Here is a 17,659-nt window from a genome sequence, read left to right as displayed (position 1 = left end):
AATTGTCCTTCATTTGGATTATTTAGGTCGGTCAATTCTATTTAAATGCACTACTTTTGCCATCAGGAAAATTAATCACTTAACAAATAATCCTTGTATTATGAAAACAATTCTTAGCGCATTAGGACTTTCCCTATTGATCTTTACGAGTTGCGGTGGACAAAAAAAGGTTGAAGTAGACTTTATTCAGGACAACATCGACAACGCTGTGGCACAGAACACAATCCAGACGGACATTATCGAGAAGTCCGGTAAAATCTTGAATCCGAGAACAATCAACGAAGATGGGAGTATCTCTTACATACCGATGGAAGACTGGTGCTCCGGATTCTTTCCCGGTAGTATATGGTTGACTTATAACCTGACGGGTGATAAGAAATGGTTGCCGCTGGCTGAGAAATACACAGAAGCTCTTGATTCTGTGAAATATCTGAAATGGCATCATGATGTAGGTTTCATGATTGGTTGCAGTTATCTGAACGGCTATCGCATGGCAGATAAGAAAGAGTACAAAGACGTCATTATAGAAGCTGCCAAATCATTGTCCACTCGTTTTCGTCCGAATGCAGGCGTTATCCAGTCATGGGATGCCGATAAAGGTTGGCAGGGAACACGGGGATGGAAATGTCCGGTGATTATTGATAATATGATGAATCTCGAACTCTTATTTGAAGCAACAGCTCTTTCCGGAGATTCTACTTTCTACAATATTGCAGTGAAACATGCTGATACAACAATGGCTCACCACTTCCGTCCGGACAACAGCTGCTACCATGTGGTAGATTACGATCCGGAGACAGGAGAAGTGCGTAAGAGACAAACTGCACAGGGATATGCGGATGAATCTTCTTGGGCCCGTGGACAAGCTTGGGCACTCTACGGATACACTACTTGCTATCGTTACACGAAAGACAAGAAATATCTCGACCAGGCACAAAAAGTCTATAACTTCATCTTTAATAATAAGAACCTGCCGGAAGACCTCGTACCATACTGGGATTATGATGCTCCGAATATTCCGAACGAACCGCGTGATGCTTCTGCAGCAGCTTGTACAGCCTCTGCCCTTTACGAACTGGATGGCTATCTGCCGGGCAACCACTACAAAGAAACGGCTGATAAGATAATGGAAAGTTTGGGCTCACCTGCTTATCGCGCAGAAGTTGGAACAAATGGAAACTTTATCCTGATGCATTCGGTTGGCAGTATTCCTCACGGTCAGGAAATTGACGTTCCTCTGAACTATGCTGACTATTATTTCTTGGAAGGACTGATGCGTAAAAGAGATTTGGAAAAGAAATAAGAAATAGACAATGAACGGTAAACAGTGAACGGTGAATGCTTAGCGGATTCTGACGGAACATGTTTACCGTTTATCATTCGCTACTTATTATCTATAACTTTCTATTGACCGTTTGTCATTTACCTGTTTTAATTATTTATCATAAACTATCATGAATAAACCTATAAACCTTCTTGTAGGAGGCTTGACGCTGTTTGCCGCACAAGGTTGCAAGGCTCCGAAGCAAGCGTCCCAACAAGCGGAGCATCCTAATATAATCTATGTATTTCCCGATCAATACCGTAACCAGGCGATGGGCTTCTGGAGGCAGGACGGATTCCGGGATAAAGTAAACTTTGAAGGAGACCCCGTGCATACTCCTAATCTGGATGCCTTTGCACGTGAATCTATGGTCTTGTCGTCTGCACAGAGTAACTGTCCGTTGAGCAGCCCTCATCGTGGAATGTTACTGACCGGTATGTATCCGAACAAAAGCGGTGTACCATTGAATTGCAATTCTACACGTCCGATCAGTTCCTTACGCGAGGATGCGGAATGTATCGGCGATGTGTTCAGCAAAGCAGGTTATGACTGTGCTTATTTTGGTAAACTTCACGCTGACTTCCCGACTCCGAACGATCCCGAACATCCGGGACAGTATGTGGAAGAAAAACGTCCGGCATGGGATGCCTATACACCGAAAGAACGCCGGCACGGCTTTAACTACTGGTATTCTTACGGAACATTTGACGAACACAAGAACCCGCATTATTGGGATACGGATGGTAAGAGACACGATCCGAAGGAATGGTCACCTTTACACGAATCAGGCAAAGTCATTTCTTATCTGAAAAATGACGGTAACGTACGTGATACCAAGAAACCTTTCTTCATAATGGTGGGCATGAATCCTCCTCACAGCCCGTATCGCTCCTTGAATGACTGTGAAGAGCAGGATTTTAATCTTTATAAAGATCAGCCTCTGGATAGTCTGTTGATTCGTCCGAATGTCGATTTGAAGATGAAGAAAGCGGAGTCTGCACGTTATTATTTCGCTTCCGTTACCGGAGTAGACCGTGCTTTCGGACAGATTTTGACGACATTGAAAGAATTGGGATTGGATAAGAATACAGTCGTAATCTTTGCTTCCGATCATGGTGAGACGATGTGTAGCCAGCGCACTGATGATCCGAAGAATTCCCCTTATTCTGAATCCATGAATATTCCGTTCCTGGTTCGTTTTCCCGGTAAGATTCAGCCGAGGGTAGATGATTTATTGCTCTCCGCTCCTGATATTATGCCTACGGTGCTTGGCTTGTGCGGACTGGGTGATTCTATTCCGGCGGAAGTGCAGGGACGTAATTTCGCTCCTCTTTTCTTCGATGAAAAGGCTGAAATTGTTCGTCCTACAGGTGCACTGTATATTCAGAATGTAGATGGTGATAAAGATGAAAATGGATTGGTGCAGACTTACTTCCCTTCTTCAAGAGGTATCAAGACGGCTCAATATACATTGGCGTTATATATCGACCGTGATACGAAGCAATTGAAGAAAAGCCTCTTATTCGATGATGTAAAAGATCCATATCAACTGCATAACCTGCCTTTGGAAGAAAATAAGGAGATTGTGGCACAACTTTGCGGTGAAATGGGAGCTATGTTGAAGGAAATTAATGATCCTTGGTATACGGAAAAGATTCTGTCGGATCGGATTCCTTATTAGCGATTAGTAATTTATAAAACGCTGATTAACTCAAATAAGTGCCAATTTTAGGAGTAAATCTCTGCGACAATAATAGGTGTTAATCCGCATCCGCGTTTAAATTGAAAATAGTAATGAAAAACAGTTGTTTTATAGTATTATTCCTTTTGGGAATCATTCCTTCAGCTTTCGCTCAACTCATCGGATTTGAAGAAGAAGTGCCCGAAGCATTTACAGTTTCCGGAAAGGGAGAAGTGAAAATCTCTTCTCTTTTTTACAAAGAGGGTGAAAGTAGTCTGGAATGGGACTTTCAGCCCGGTTCTACGCTGGATGTTCAAATTGCTCCTTTATCGTTGAATACGAGAAACGAGAAGCAGTTCGGCATTACCTTGTGGATTTATAATGAGAAACCGCAGCAGGATTCTATTCGTTTTGAGTTTCTGAATAAGGAGGGAGAAGTCTCTTACTGGTTCTCTTATCGTTTGCAGGCAGCAGGCTGGCGGGCTTGCTGGATCTCTTTTGAGTATATGCAGGGCGACAAGAAAGATAAGAAGATCGTAGCCTATCGGCTGGTTGCCCCGCAACGGAAGGGACGTATCTTTCTTGACCGTCTGATTTTTCCGGAAAAGAAAATGAATCTTCGTACCACTCCCGACCAACAGTTGCCTACCAATAATGGGCTGTCTAATCGTGACCTGTGGCATTGGTGTCTCGTGTGGAAATGGGAACAACAGTCGTATGATATTCCTCTGCCTTCTAAATTGACAAGCGAACAAAAGAAGGAGCTGAAGACTATCGAACAACGTTTGACTGACTTTCTGGAAGTGAAAAAGGCTCCGCAAGGACCGATTAATGCTGCCTATAAAACATTTGAGAAAGCGGCTATCAGTCCATCCATCGCTGGGACGGGATTTATAGGAACTCCTATTGTTGCTCCTGATGAACAGGACAAGAAGAAAGGAGAAATGTCATGGAACGATATTGAAACGATGCTTTCCGGCTTTGCCTATGATGCTTATTATAACCAGAACGAAACATCAAAGAAAAACTACTTTACCGTATTCGACTATGCTATCGATCAGGGATTTGCATACGGTAGCGGTATGGGTACCAATCATCATTATGGTTATCAGGTACGTAAGATATATACAACTGCCTGGCTGATGCGTGATGCTATCTATAAACATCCTCATCGGGATGCTTATCTCTCCACATTGCGTTTTTGGGCGGCTCTGCAAGAAACTCGTCAGCCATGTTCTCCAACACGTGATGAATTGTTGGATTCCTGGCATACGTTATTGATGGCGAAATTTATTTCCGCTATGATGTTTCCCGATGCAAGGGAACAGGCGCAAGCTTTGAGCGGCTTGTCACGTTGGCTATCTTCTTCTTTGCGTTATACTCCGGGAACGATCGGTGGTATAAAGGTAGACGGTACGACTTTCCATCATGGCGGTTTCTATCCGGGATATACCACTGGAGTACTTGCGACTGTAGGAGAATATATTGCATTTACCAATGGTACAAGTTTTGAACTGACCGAAGATGCGCGCAAACACATGAAATCAGCCTTTATTGCTATGCGCAATTATTGCAATTTCTATGAATGGGGCATCGGAATCAGTGGCCGTCATCCTTTTGGAGGGAAGATGGGAAGCGATGATATCGAAGCATTTGCCAATATCGCTTTATCCGGCGATTTGTCCGGTCAGGGAAATACGTTTGATCGTGGTCTGGCTGCCGACTATTTACGTCTGATACGCAATAGTGATACTCCGAATGCGCGTTTCTTCAAGAAGGAAGGTATTCAACCGGCACAGGCTCCACAGGGATTCTTCGTTTACAACTATGGTTCGGCAGGCATTTTCCGTCGTGCGGACTGGATGGTGACATTGAAAGGGTATACCACTGACGTATGGGGCTCTGAAATTTATACGAAAGATAACCGTTACGGACGTTATCAGAGTTATGGCTCCGTGCAGATTATGGGGAAAGGAAATCCCGTGTCACGTGCCGGAAGCGGTTTTGTGCAGGAGGGATGGGACTGGAACCGTTTGCCGGGCACAACTACCATTCATTTGCCTTTCAACTTGCTTGATAGCCCATTGAAAGGAACGACTATGGCACGCTCCAAAGAGAATTTCTCCGGAAGCAGTTCTTTAGATGGTAAAAATGGAATGTTCGCTATGAAATTGGCAGAACGGGATTATGAGAACTTCACACCAGACTTTGTGGCCCGTAAATCCGTTTTCTGTTTTGATAACCGGATGGTTTGCCTGGGAACAGGTATTGCGAACTCCAATGCGGATTATCCTACGGAAACGACTCTTTTCCAGACAAAATATAATGGTAAGGAGCCCAAAGTAGGAGAGGATAACTATTGGCTTCATGATGGTTATGACAATTATTATCATGTAGTGGACGGAACCGTTCGCGCACAGGTGGCAGAACAGGAATCACGGCATGAAAAGACGCGTGAAATAACCAAAGGAAAATTTTCTTCTGCCTGGATAGAACATGGCAAGGCGCCGAAAGAGGGGACTTATGAATATATGGTATTGATACAGCCTTCTGCTTCCGATCTCGACGAACTGCGTAAAACTCCTGCATACGAGGTGTTGCAACGCGATCAGACTGCTCACGTTGTTTATGATAAAAAGACTGGTATCACGGCGTATGCCGCTTTTGAAGCTTATCAGCCTGCCGCTGATAAAGTGGTCGTCGCTATTCCTGCGGAAACAATGGTGATGTATGCAAAAGAATCTGATAAGGGTATCCGTTTAAGCGTCTGTGATCCGAATCTGAATATAGAAGAGAAGACGTATACAACGAAAGAGCCCAGTCGTCCTATTACTAAGGAGATACGGCTTAAAGGACATTGGAGATTGACAAGCCCGATGGAAAATGTCCGGTTGGAACAGCAGGGAGACCAGACCGTACTGACAGTAACCTGTCAGCATGGACAGCCGGTCGAAATGCTCATGGAAAATAAATAATTAGTGAATAAGATAAGAGAAAACAAGAATTTAAAGAGAGGTATTAGTCATCATGTTTCTATGAAAAAAGAGAAGACCGGTTCATGGGGAGCCGGTCTTCTTTGTATTTACACGGTGCGTTGAGCACTTTCTTTTCTTGTTACTTATTCAGTCTCCATTCGAAACCGTCTTTGGTATCTTTGATTTCAAATCCGAGTGCTGTCAGTGTGTTGCGGATCTCGTCGGAAGTAGCCCAGTCTTTGTTGGCTTTCGCTTTCATACGTTGTTCCAGTAGCATATCTACTACCTTGCCGTAAGCTGCTTCACGACCATCTGAAGAGCCTTTTTCTTCTTTCAATCCCATGATGTCGAAACTGAACAGATGGAATGTTTCTTTCAGGTCTTTCAGGTCTTCGGCGGAGATGGTGGCATTGCCGGCAATGATATTGTTTATAATGCGGGCGCCTTCGAAAAGCTGTGCGATGACAATCGGTGTATTCAAATCGTCATTCATTGCTTCGTAGCATTTGGCGCGCAGTTCTTTCACGTTGATTCCCTCTGAAGTGGCCGATGAGGGAGTTATCTTATCTAATGCGTCAATAGCTTCCATCAGACGTTGCAGACCCTTTTCGGATGCTTGCAGTGCTTCATTGCTAAAGTCTACCGTGCTGCGGTAATGAGCTTGCAGGATGAAGAAACGGATTGTCATTGGTGTGTAGGCTTGCGCCAGCAGCTTATGAGTACCGGTGAAGAATTCGTCCAGAGTGATGAAGTTACCAAGTGATTTACCCATCTTGGTTCCGTTGATGGTAATCATGTTGTTGTGCATCCAGTAGTGAACCATGTCGTCGCCTTGTGAAGCTACCGATTGTGCGATTTCACATTCGTGGTGAGGGAAAATCAAGTCCATTCCTCCTCCGTGAATATCGAAGTGTTCACCCAGGTATTTGCGTCCCATAGCAGTACATTCGGCGTGCCATCCGGGGAAACCGTCGCTCCATGGAGACGGCCAGCGCATGATATGTTCAGGTTGTGCCTTTTTCCAAAGGGCGAAGTCGGCGGGATTGCGTTTTTCGCTTTGTCCGTCGAGGTCACGGGTGGTATTTAATACGTCGTCCAGATTACGTCCGGAAAGTTTTCCGTAGTGGTAATCTTTATTGTATTTGGCTACATCGAAGTAGACGGAGCCTTCGCTTTCATAGGCATATCCGGCATCCAAAATCTTCTGTACCAGTTGGATTTGTTCAATGATATGTCCTGAAGCATGTGGCTCAATGCTTGGAGAAAGTACATTCAACGCTTCCATTGCTTTATGATAGCGGTTCAGGAAATATTGAACAACCTCCATTGGTTCCAACTCTTCCAGACGTGCTTTCTTGGCGATCTTGTCTTCTCCGTCATCGGCATCGTGTTCCAGATGACCTACGTCGGTAATATTTCGTACGTAGCGTACTTTATATCCTAGGTGGGTGAGATAGCGGAATAACACATCGAAGGTTATAGCCGGACGGGCGTGTCCTAAATGGGCATCTCCGTAAACAGTCGGTCCACACACATACATGCCTACATGAGGTGCATGAAGCGGTATAAACAACTCTTTCTTTCTATCTAAGGTGTTGTAAATGGTAAGTTGATGTTCCATAACATTTTATATTTGTTTTATTGGAATCGCAAAGTTAGTATAAAATCTGAATATGCGCCCTATCTTTAATCGGTTGATTTTAAGTGTCGGGTCGTTTTTACCAGTAATGTGATTTGTTTCCCGGTATGAAACTAACAGTTTCACACCGAGGAACCAATAGTTTCATTCCTTGAAACCAAAGATTTCTCACCGAGAAACTAAAACTCTGCCGGCATGCCAGTAAATGTTTGGCTATTGTTGATTGCAAAACTTCTTGATTGCTTCTGCTACACCGTCTTCTTCGTTACTTAGAGTGATGTAATCTGCTGCTTTCTTTACAGGTTCTTGAGCATTTCCCATGGCAATCCCCAGTCCTGCAAACCTAATCATGGATAGGTCATTATATCCATCACCTATGGCTATAACTTCTTCACGCGCTACTCCTATTTCTTTTAACAGGACGGCCAAAGAAAGGGCCTTGTCGATACCTTGCGGGACTAATTCGAGAAAATAGGGTTCTGAACGGAAAACATTAATGCGACCTTGTAACCGGAGACAAAGTTCGGCTTCAAGTGGAATCAGTTTATCGGCATCTCCTACGATGAGGCATTTGGCTACGGGAAGCGTGATGTCTGTCAGGAAGTCATTTGTCTCCCGAACTGCCATTTTATTGAGAAAGGCTTCTTTTAATACGTATGGATCTTGAGAGTTTTCGGTTATTATCTCTGCTCCGTCATAGGTTAATATACTTAGTTGATGGGTACGGGCACATTCGTAGAGCACTGGAACAACTTCATTAGGCAACACATTTTCATATACCATCTCTTGTGTTTCCCAATTAATGATTTCTCCTCCGTTATAGGACAGGATGAATCCACCGAATTCATTCATACGTAACTCATTAGCTAATGGCACAATACCATAAGTAGGTCGACCGGAAGCTAATACCAGTCGTATTCCTTGCTCTTGCATACGTATCAGAGTTTCCCTGTTGCGGGGAGTGATTTCCTTTTTAGAGTTGGTGAGTGTGCCGTCAAGATCGAGCACGATAAGTTTGTATTTCATGTAGGGTTGTTTTGGATGCAAAGATAAATTAAAAAAGTTTTTCTGCAAGGTGGTGGGGGAAAAGATGTGGTTTTAGCTGAAATTGCACTGTGATAGTGCAATATACAAAAAAAGGATACCTGTAGGGCATCCTTTTTTGTATTGAGAAACGTGAGTTTATAGTTTATTGGTTAATAGTAGACCCGAATCCTGTATATGCATTGTCTGGTATAAAGATGCCTTTATCCAAATCCATTGAAGTGAACGGACTATTTGTCAGGCGAAGTAATTGTTCTTCGATTGGGTTGGTAGGCTTAACTGTTGCGCCAAAACTATTCCATTTATTTGTTTCGGTAAGTCCATATGCTATATTATCTTTCACATCGAATTCTGGAGTACTTTCTGTTTTATAAATACCACACATTGTAGCGTCACTATTCATGTTGGGATCTGCATAGAAAATATTTTTCGAGATCGTCATCTTTGTAGCATCGTAGAATTTTAGATGATAGTTCTTCCCTACATAGTTTACAATGCTATTATTACAGAAGGATACTTTTATTTGTTGCTGGTCGGGGGTTTGTACAATCTTGTTATCCCATGAAAGAATCTGTCCGGCAACAGATGTTTTATTGTATACAATGTTATTTTCAAAAGTAAACATTTGCATTGCGTCTAAGTGTGTTGTTTTGTAGATATTGAATATTAGAATACCATCTACTGTAGTATTTAATTGGAAACGTGAATTCTTTGCATAAATATTCTTGATTGTATAAGTTGCTACATTGTTATAATAAAAGTTCTTTTGAATATTAGTTATTTCACAGTCTTCGAACACAAAGTCTTCAAAATCTGCAGTAGCATCTGCATTACAGAACATATACTTATTATTACCTCCACTAGCATCAATTTTAGTTAGGTCTAATTGTATATTTTTGAATATCAATTTACCAGATTTGAGTTTCCACAAAAGCTCTGGTTTCAGTATAGGTTTACTGTCACTATATCTTCCGATTATAACAACTGTTCCTGTGATTTCAGCAATGGATGGTGTGTTAAAATCATAAGCTCCCTTTTCCAAGAAAATAACAGTTTGTTCTGTCTTTTGATGGATTAGGTTTCTGATATTAGAAGCACTCTCATCAGAGCCATCTAATAATATAGCTTCATTTGCTCCTTTTGTTATAGAAACATTTCCAATAGTAATATTCCCATTTGTATTATACTCTGTGTAGAAGTCTTTGGATTGTGGGGTATCTATAACTTTAACCTGAATCTTTGCAATCATAGCATACTTTCCGCTTGTTGCCAATACCGCAATATCAGTACTGTTATCAGCTGTTGCACGAGTCATCATCTTTGCGCTTGATGCAGGGGCAGTAACAACCAATACATTTTCTTTTCCAGCTTCCTTAGAGAATTTAGCACTCCATCCTTCGGGAGCAGTAATCATTGTATTTTCTACTCCTCTCACGGTCATGGTAAACTCTTTCACTTCACCTGCCGAAAACTCCTGTACTTGTTTTAAATCTTCGGCTGCAAAACTACATTCGAAATCACGAACGATAGGGATACGTATGGTTGGAGCATCCTCACCTGCAAGTACTAAGACCAGTTCGTTGTTTTCTACTGTTACACTCTTGAAGTTTTTGTCTTCTGTCGGAGCAGAACCGTCACCGGTTGCGCTGACTTTGTCATTAGTTCCTTCTTTGTATATATAACTATAATTCTTTCCTCCGTCATAGCTAACCTGCCAGTAACCTTCACTATCTACATTGAATGTAGGAGTCTTGCCACTCTCTCCATTAGCTTTCACAGGTTGTCCGTTTACAGTCAGACGCTCCGGAGTTTCATTTTTGTTGTAAAGAACAGTCCAGTAGCCTTCTGAATCAATACCGATAATAGGGCATAACAGGTTATTATCGTTTTTCATATATAGATTTACTGTCTTTCCATTGCTCAAAGTGAGTGTGTAAGAATCAGACTTTTCCTCTATATTAGTAATAAATGTTCCTTCATTATAAAGTTCGCGAAGAGCTTCAGTATTACTATTTATATCACGTACTTGTGTTTCGAGTGCGGTAACGCGCTTTTTCAGTGCGTCTACATCATCTTCCAAATCGTCAATGTTGGTACATGCTACCAGGCATACAGCCAATAACATGAACATACTCCATACTTTTTTCATGATTATATTGTTTTAAAGTTATTATTTTAAAGAGGATAGCCAGGAAGGAACATATCCCAAACGTTTACGTAATTGAGCCTCATAGAGTGAATATGGTTCCACAGCAGTTCCGTTGCTTTCGAGTCGCTTCATTTGAGTATCATCAAAATCTAAAGGACTTCCGTGGAAACCGACAATGATAGGAGGCATAAATTTCCACCAAAAGCCGTTACCATCCCACCAGGTAAATTTACCTTCTGTATCGATGTCCTGGTCTGTTTGTGCATTTGTTGCGTAGAAATTCCATATTGTCAGATTCTCCATATGATTAGGCATTTGAGCAGAGTCTCCTCCTTGTCTCCAATGCATGAAACCACCGGAACAGCAGTCGATTAGTGTTGCACGTGGCTGTGTGGCATGTGATTCAAAGCAAGAATCATCTCCCCATCTAACATTCCATATTACAGCACCCATACTTTGCTTTGAAACACCGCAAGCGTGATATTGGCCAACGTTCGTTTTATATTCCATCAATGTGCTTTCACCTTCTCCTTTTCTAAGTGTGTAGCCATTGCTGTTTTCAGTTACTTTTCCAATAAAAATGCGGGAAGAAGCCTGTGAACGGATAGAGGCATGTCCACGATTACCGCCAATAGTGATGTCATAAGCAGAACAGTTGGCAGAACTGGTGATTGACATGGCTTCACTAACACTCTCAAAATTAACCCGGCGCATCCACGAATTGGTCAGACGCACAAAATCGATGAGCTTAAAACCACCATCATCAATGTCAGAGCCGTGGTGAATGAACTTCTCTTTGGCATGTCCTTTGAATGTAAGATCTTCTACACCAACATTGGCATAATTGGCGAATTTATGTACATTCCATCCCCAATCTTTATTGATGGCGTGCATGATCGGTTCTTTGAAGGTGACACTATTGCCGCTGATTTTTTCAATCTGATGGTATTCGAATATTTGAATACCATTTGTTTTGATATTGGGAGTAGTGCCTTGCTGTACTTTAATATCTTGCCATCGATAGGGAGATAGTTCGGAATTAATAACATCATCATTCGTGTTTCCCAACTCTGGGGTTCCCAGTACAAGGCATACCCAACTGCCTGCGCTTACTCCGGTTAAACTGGCCGTTATGGTTCTGCTGCCTATGGGAGCATCTTCAGTGATAACACCTATTGATTCTTTTAATCCTGTATTGTGTTTGAACTCCATCATGACAGGAGCATTCCACATCTCTTCGGTTGGTTTGGGAGAATTATTAGCAGCGGTCATTTCGAGTGTCGTTTTGTTTTTTCCGGCTCCTTTTAAAACAATATCACTCATCGATATACGAATCCTGCGATCTTTAGAACCCTCATCTTGCAGGATATAATTTCCTTCGGGGAAGTAGATAATAGCTTTAGCATTTTCTTTGATATATCGGTCGGTCATATTGTTGTCTTCTTGCTTTGTTTGACTCGCTATTTCTTCCAAAACCTTCATGAAAGCTACTCTGTCAGATTTGCCGTCGTTGGGGATAGCTCCATATTTGGGATCTGTAACATCGTATACTTTATATCCTTGCGCTGTTAGCGTTTCTATTTCGGGAGGAGCCATTTCACCATACTTATAGCCGGCGTATGAAAAGTCTAATAACACATTCTGTTGGTCAGCGTTAACAAACTGCTGCCAGGCTTCTGCTCCAGCTTCGCTGGAAAGTTGTTTAACTTCAATAGATACAATACGGATATAATTCTTTGATGAAGTCAGTACAATTTTAATAGTTTCTTCCACATCCTTTGTCGCAGTTGCTTGTGGTGTGATAGTTAACAAGTTCTCGGATAAAAGAACATTCCATCCTTTGGGAGCTTGTACTACGGCTTGTTGTACGTCATTCTGTTCTACTTTATATTCCTTATGATTCTCATTGGGGACGAAAACCTGCACAGCTTGTTCGCTGTTGGCATCATTGAGACCATAAATTATCAGTCCAAAGGTGTCATCTACCGGAAAGGTATATGTTTTTCCTCCATCGGATAATGTGAATGAGAAAGTATGGTTTGCTTCATTATATTCTACCTTACTGAATATACTGGTTCCTCCCTGACTTCCACCTTCGGCCTTAGTTCCTAAGCTTGTATACGTTTGTCCATTATCGTAGCTCACTTGCCAATATCCACTGGAAGATACGCTGATTAATGGAGTTGCCACCACATTGCCTTCTTCATCACGGGGCCATGCTGATACTTTCTCTCCATCGGCTCCTGGCAGATATTTGAAATCGGTATCATTACTTGTTTTATATATCCAGTAGCCTTCTTCGTCTACGGAAAATTCAGGGACAGACGCCTGTACTGCTTCACTTTCCATGACTTTAATGCTTGTTCCGTCACTAAGTTCCAGCAAATATCCCAGACCATCTTTAGTCGGAGTAATTCCGATAATGACTTTGTTTTTTTGCATAAGGGCTTGCAGACTGGCAAATGAAGTATTCAGTCCTTCCGTTGCTTTTTCCAAAGCAGCGACACGGTCTTTCAGAGAATTGATGTCTGCTTCCAGGTCATCTGTTTTCTGGCACGATTGCATGATTGCCAACATGCTGCAAATACCAAATAGTAATAGGTAGGTAATGCTCCTGTTTTTCATACGTTTATTATTTCGGGTTATTTATAATTTTCACAATGGCAAAGATAACGGGATAAAATAAGAGTATATGGATAAAAAAATTCAGGAATACGATGAAATAATACATTTTACACGTCTCTGTGATAGATTGCGACTTTATGTATTATTAGAGCAGGTCTACCCATTGCTCGTTGCTTAATATAGGTAATGGCTCACTATCGGCAACAAATGTTTCTGCCAGTTTCCGTTTCTCATCTTGTAGGTGAAGAATCTTTTCTTCGATACTGTTTTGGGTAATGAAGCGGTAAGCAATTACTTGCTTGTCCTGCCCGATACGATGGGCGCGGGCGATCGCCTGCGATTCGGCGGCAGGATTCCACCAGGGGTCTATGATAAATACATAGTCGGCTTGGGTCAGATTCAGTCCCACGCCTCCTGCTTTTAGTGAAATCAGGAATGCTTGGACATCTTTTTGATCGGTGAAATAGGCGATTTCGGAAGGACGGTTGTTGGTCGATCCTGTTAATAAGGCATATTTCCAACCCCGTTCGTGGAAAGCTTCGGCGAGCACCTCCAGATGTCTGACGAATGAGGAGAAAATTAAAACTTTGTGGCCTTCACTCTGTAGCGTATCGAATGTTTCGATTATCTGTGCCGTTTTTCCGGATGTTCCGGTATAGTCGGGAAGGATAAGTTGCGGGTGGCAAGATAGTTGTCGTAAACGTAAGATGCCATTTAATACACTAAACGAATGAAGCCTGTCGGTACTTTGAGGATGCTGAAGAAGGATGTTGCGCAGGCTGTTTTTCTCCTGTTCGTAACAAGTATTCTGCTCTTCAGTCATGTCGCAGTAGATGGTCTCTTCGGTAAGTGCCGGAAGTTCCGGGGCTACCTCTTTCTTGCTTCTACGGAGGATAAATGGGGCTATCAGTTGTTGCAATAATACTTTTGCACGGGCATTCCCCTGACGAATCGGCATTATAAACTGCTTTTGGAAAGCATTTTCCGTACCCAGTAAGTCTGGTTGTATAAAGTGAAATTGAGCCCACAGGTCCTTTAATGAGTTTTCGATGGGAGTGCCAGTAAGTACAAGCCGGTGTTTACTTTGTAGTCGAATGGCTGACCGGAAGGTGAGCGATTCGCTATTTTTGATATTCTGGCTTTCATCGAGCACGATGTATTCGAAACGGTATGAACAGAGTATATCAATGTTATTCCTCATCATGCCATACGTCGTAAAGATCAAGTGAAAATGACCGAAGAATTTTTCCGGTTGTTCCTTGTCTATAGCCATGGTGTTGTTGTATTCCGCCATCGAGAGTGCTGTAAAGCGTTTGGCTTCCCGTCGCCAGTTATGAAGTAGCGATGTGGGGACAACGATCAGGGTAGCCGGTTGTCTGGGGGTAGATGGTTTATATATATACTGTAATAGAGTAAGAGTTTGGAGTGTCTTCCCAAGCCCCATGTCATCTGCCAGGCATCCGCCAAATCCTTGTTTATGCAAATGTACCATCCATGAGAATCCTTTCTGCTGATAGGGACGTAACGTTGCTTTGAGGTTTTTGGGTACGGCAATATTTTGTATCTGTTGCTTCACCGGAAATTTCTTTAATTCCTCTTCACCTAAGGCGGTCTGTGCGGCACCTACAAATGTATGTTTCAAGCGGATTCCTTTTTCCGTTTGAATTCCCATCTCTAGTAAATTCGCATATTTGCTGAACCATTCCTCTGGCAGGAGAATCATGCGGCCATCAGGTAACAGATATTCTCTCTTTTCCTCCAGGATATGTTTGCGGAAGCGTGAAAAAGGAATACGTAGATTGCCGATAACAACGGTGATGTGCAATTCAAACCAGTCGACCTCATCGTCACAACTTTGCTCGATGCGTATCTCGTCCAGGCAATAAGGTGTGTTTCCCATATTGCTGGTGAGATGGAAGGACTGCTGCAACATCTCCCGATGGCTGTTGATCCATTCGACGATCGTTTTCTCCGGAGCTTCAGGGGATAGGCTGAAATGTGTATTATTGAGTTGTTGCAGGCCTGCATCCGTTAAGAGCTGAACGACTTGTTCTTCAGCAGTAATGTTCCGGCGAAAAAAGAAGATTTCACCGGATGTTTTCCGATAAATGATTTTTTTCATTTCAAGGGCACTATCCGATGTAAATGTCTGATCTCCATAACGGAAACCAAGCTGCAATGCTTGTCCGTTGTACGTGGTATCTTCGAATGAGAGAATTGCTTCACAGGGGCATTTCTCTTCCATTATACTCAAACCGTGAGTCTCGATTTCATGATAACGAGCAATCGGGATAACAATGTTATCTATGTATTTTTCAATTTGGGAAGCGTCTACGCTGATCGATCTTTTCTTTGTAAAAGGTAAGATGCGTGCGCTTTCAATGTGCGGAAAGAAATATAGCTCCATTCCCAATAATAGCGTGGCTGGTGCGGATGTCAGTACAACCACAGGTTTCAACTCACTTAAAGAGAATGGCTGTCCTTCATAATAGCACTGCAACTGATAACGAAACGTTTTATTGTCAACATGAAACGTTACACGAATTTCTGCATTATGAGGATTTATGTGATAGGCATGATGGGCGTATAGTATTTTACTGCCGGCTTGTTTCTGATAAAAAGGCAGTCCGTTGTCCCGTATCAGTACCAGCATTTCCAACAGTTTCTTTTCGATAGATGGACGGATATCATTCTTTATTCGTTCCGGATCTTCGGATAATTTATGTAAAAAACGCGATACTGTTTTTTCGCGGGAGTAGACACTCATTAGATGCTTCTCTGTATAATAAGAGGCGATATGAATAGCTTGTCTTTCTGCCTCACTCATCTTGCTCATAGCTTCGGGAGAGGCGTGAAATGCTTGTTCTACCAATTGCAAGGTACCATCGTCCAGCTTTTCCGCAATATAGGGAATCAGCAATATGCCGAGTATCGGATGCTCTGTGAAAACGATTATAACTTGTCCGTTAGTTGGTCTCTCTTTCATTCTCTTTTAGACTTTAACAAACAAAGATACGGGAAAATACTTAATTTTGCAGCATGATGGAGGAAAACAAACGAGTATTGCTTGGAATGAGTGGCGGTACAGATAGTTCTGTTGCTGCTATGCGATTGCTGGAAGCCGGTTATGAAGTGATCGGAGTAACCTTCCGTTTTTATGAATTGAATGGCTCGACAGAGTATCTGGAAGATGCCCGTAATCTGGCAGAACGTTTAGGAATACGGCATATAACATACGATGCCCGTGAAATATTCAGTAAACAGATTATTGAATATTTTGTGCAGGAGTATCTGGCAGGACGGACTCCAGTCCCTTGTATATTGTGCAATAATTACCTGAAATGGCCTCTGCTTGCTAAAATTGCCGATGAAATGGGCGTTTTCTACATCGCTACCGGGCATTATGCACAGAATATACAACTAAATAATACCTTTTATATAACATACGCTGCCGACTCGGATAAGGATCAAACCTTCTTTCTATGGGGATTGAAACAAGATATTCTTTGCAGGATGTTGTTGCCGATGGGGGATATTACGAAAGTGGAAGCTCGTGTCTGGGCTGCGGAACATGGGTTCCGGAAGGTGGCAACTAAAAAGGATAGTATAGGCGTTTGTTTTTGCCCAATGGACTATCGAACTTTTCTGAAAAACTGGTTGGCTCAAAATAATGAGGCATTGGCAGAAGAAGAGCAGATGATGGGGGAGAATCAAGCATTGGTTGGAGATTGGCAAGTATTGGTTGGAAGCAATCAGGCAGGACTCAATAAAGTGAAACGAGGAAGGTTTGTCGATGAAAAGGGAGATTTTATTGCCTGGCATGAGGGTTATCCTTTTTATACCATTGGACAGAGACGTGGCTTGGGCATTCATTTGAACCGTCCCGTATTTGTGAAAGAGATTAATCCTGAAAAGAACGAAGTAGTATTAGCTTCTCTTTCAGCTCTGGAGAAAACAGAAATGTGGTTGAAAGACTGGAATCTTGTCAATCAGGAGCGTACTTTAGGGCATTCTGACATCATTGTGAAAATACGGTATCGCAAACAGGAAAACCATGCTACGATTACCATTACACCAGATCATCTACTGCATGTGCAACTTCATGAGCCTTTAACCGCCATTGCTCCGGGACAAGCTGCTGCATTCTATAAAGATGGCTTATTATTGGGAGGAGGGATAATAGTCAACGCCCGGTAATTAGCCGACATAATTTAGGCACGGA

General features: G+C 42.4%; 9 protein-coding genes. 4 read left to right on the top strand and 5 right to left on the bottom strand.

Annotated elements, in window-relative coordinates:
* Positions 1 to 100: 100 nt before the first annotated feature.
* The 3 genes from N5O98_RS02440 to N5O98_RS02430 all read left to right on the top strand — a co-directional run bounded on the left by N5O98_RS02440 (position 101) and on the right by N5O98_RS02430 (position 5,980).
* The gene (locus tag N5O98_RS02440) at positions 101 to 1,303 is read left to right on the top strand and encodes a glycoside hydrolase family 88 protein (RefSeq protein ID WP_004308000.1); all 1,203 of its coding nucleotides are present in this window, start codon (positions 101 to 103) and stop codon (positions 1,301 to 1,303) included.
* A gap of 151 nt (positions 1,304 to 1,454) precedes the next feature.
* A complete protein-coding gene (locus tag N5O98_RS02435; protein WP_004298319.1) occupies positions 1,455 to 3,005 on the top strand; it encodes a sulfatase family protein in 1,551 nt (516 codons plus the stop codon).
* A 113-nt stretch (positions 3,006 to 3,118) separates the two neighbouring features.
* The gene (locus N5O98_RS02430) at positions 3,119 to 5,980 is read left to right on the top strand and encodes a chondroitinase family polysaccharide lyase (protein WP_004308001.1); all 2,862 of its coding nucleotides are present in this window, start codon (positions 3,119 to 3,121) and stop codon (positions 5,978 to 5,980) included.
* Between the two features lie 139 nt (positions 5,981 to 6,119).
* On the opposite strand, the gene cysS is transcribed toward N5O98_RS02430, so the two are convergent.
* The 5 genes from cysS to N5O98_RS02405 form a co-directional block, all read right to left on the bottom strand.
* Positions 6,120 to 7,601 (bottom strand): cysteine--tRNA ligase, encoded by a 1,482-nt coding sequence (gene cysS / locus N5O98_RS02425; protein ID WP_118161185.1) that lies wholly within the window; start codon positions 7,599 to 7,601, stop codon positions 6,120 to 6,122.
* 231 nt (positions 7,602 to 7,832) lie between these two features.
* The gene (locus N5O98_RS02420; RefSeq protein ID WP_004307449.1) at positions 7,833 to 8,645 is read right to left on the bottom strand and encodes a Cof-type HAD-IIB family hydrolase; all 813 of its coding nucleotides are present in this window, start codon (positions 8,643 to 8,645) and stop codon (positions 7,833 to 7,835) included.
* Between the two features lie 163 nt (positions 8,646 to 8,808).
* A complete protein-coding gene (locus N5O98_RS02415) occupies positions 8,809 to 10,812 on the bottom strand; it encodes a PL29 family lyase N-terminal domain-containing protein (protein ID WP_004307448.1) in 2,004 nt (667 codons plus the stop codon).
* A gap of 21 nt (positions 10,813 to 10,833) precedes the next feature.
* Positions 10,834 to 13,437: a DUF4955 domain-containing protein gene (locus N5O98_RS02410; protein WP_004308007.1), complete on the bottom strand. Its 2,604-nt coding sequence runs from the start codon at positions 13,435 to 13,437 to the stop codon at positions 10,834 to 10,836.
* A 145-nt stretch (positions 13,438 to 13,582) separates the two neighbouring features.
* Complete coding sequence (locus N5O98_RS02405) at positions 13,583 to 16,423, bottom strand: DEAD/DEAH box helicase (protein WP_008641771.1); 2,841 nt, start codon at positions 16,421 to 16,423, stop codon at positions 13,583 to 13,585.
* Positions 16,424 to 16,476: 53 nt separating this feature from the next.
* On the opposite strand from N5O98_RS02405, the gene mnmA reads away from it, so the two are divergent.
* The gene (gene mnmA, locus N5O98_RS02400) at positions 16,477 to 17,634 is read left to right on the top strand and encodes a tRNA 2-thiouridine(34) synthase MnmA (protein ID WP_004308010.1); all 1,158 of its coding nucleotides are present in this window, start codon (positions 16,477 to 16,479) and stop codon (positions 17,632 to 17,634) included.
* The last annotated feature ends 25 nt before the right edge of the window (positions 17,635 to 17,659 follow it).

Source organism: Bacteroides sp. LFL-34 (assembly GCF_027257075.1).
GTDB lineage: Bacteria > Bacteroidota > Bacteroidia > Bacteroidales > Bacteroidaceae > Bacteroides > Bacteroides ovatus.
This window is presented reverse-complemented; position numbering and strand designations above follow the sequence as displayed.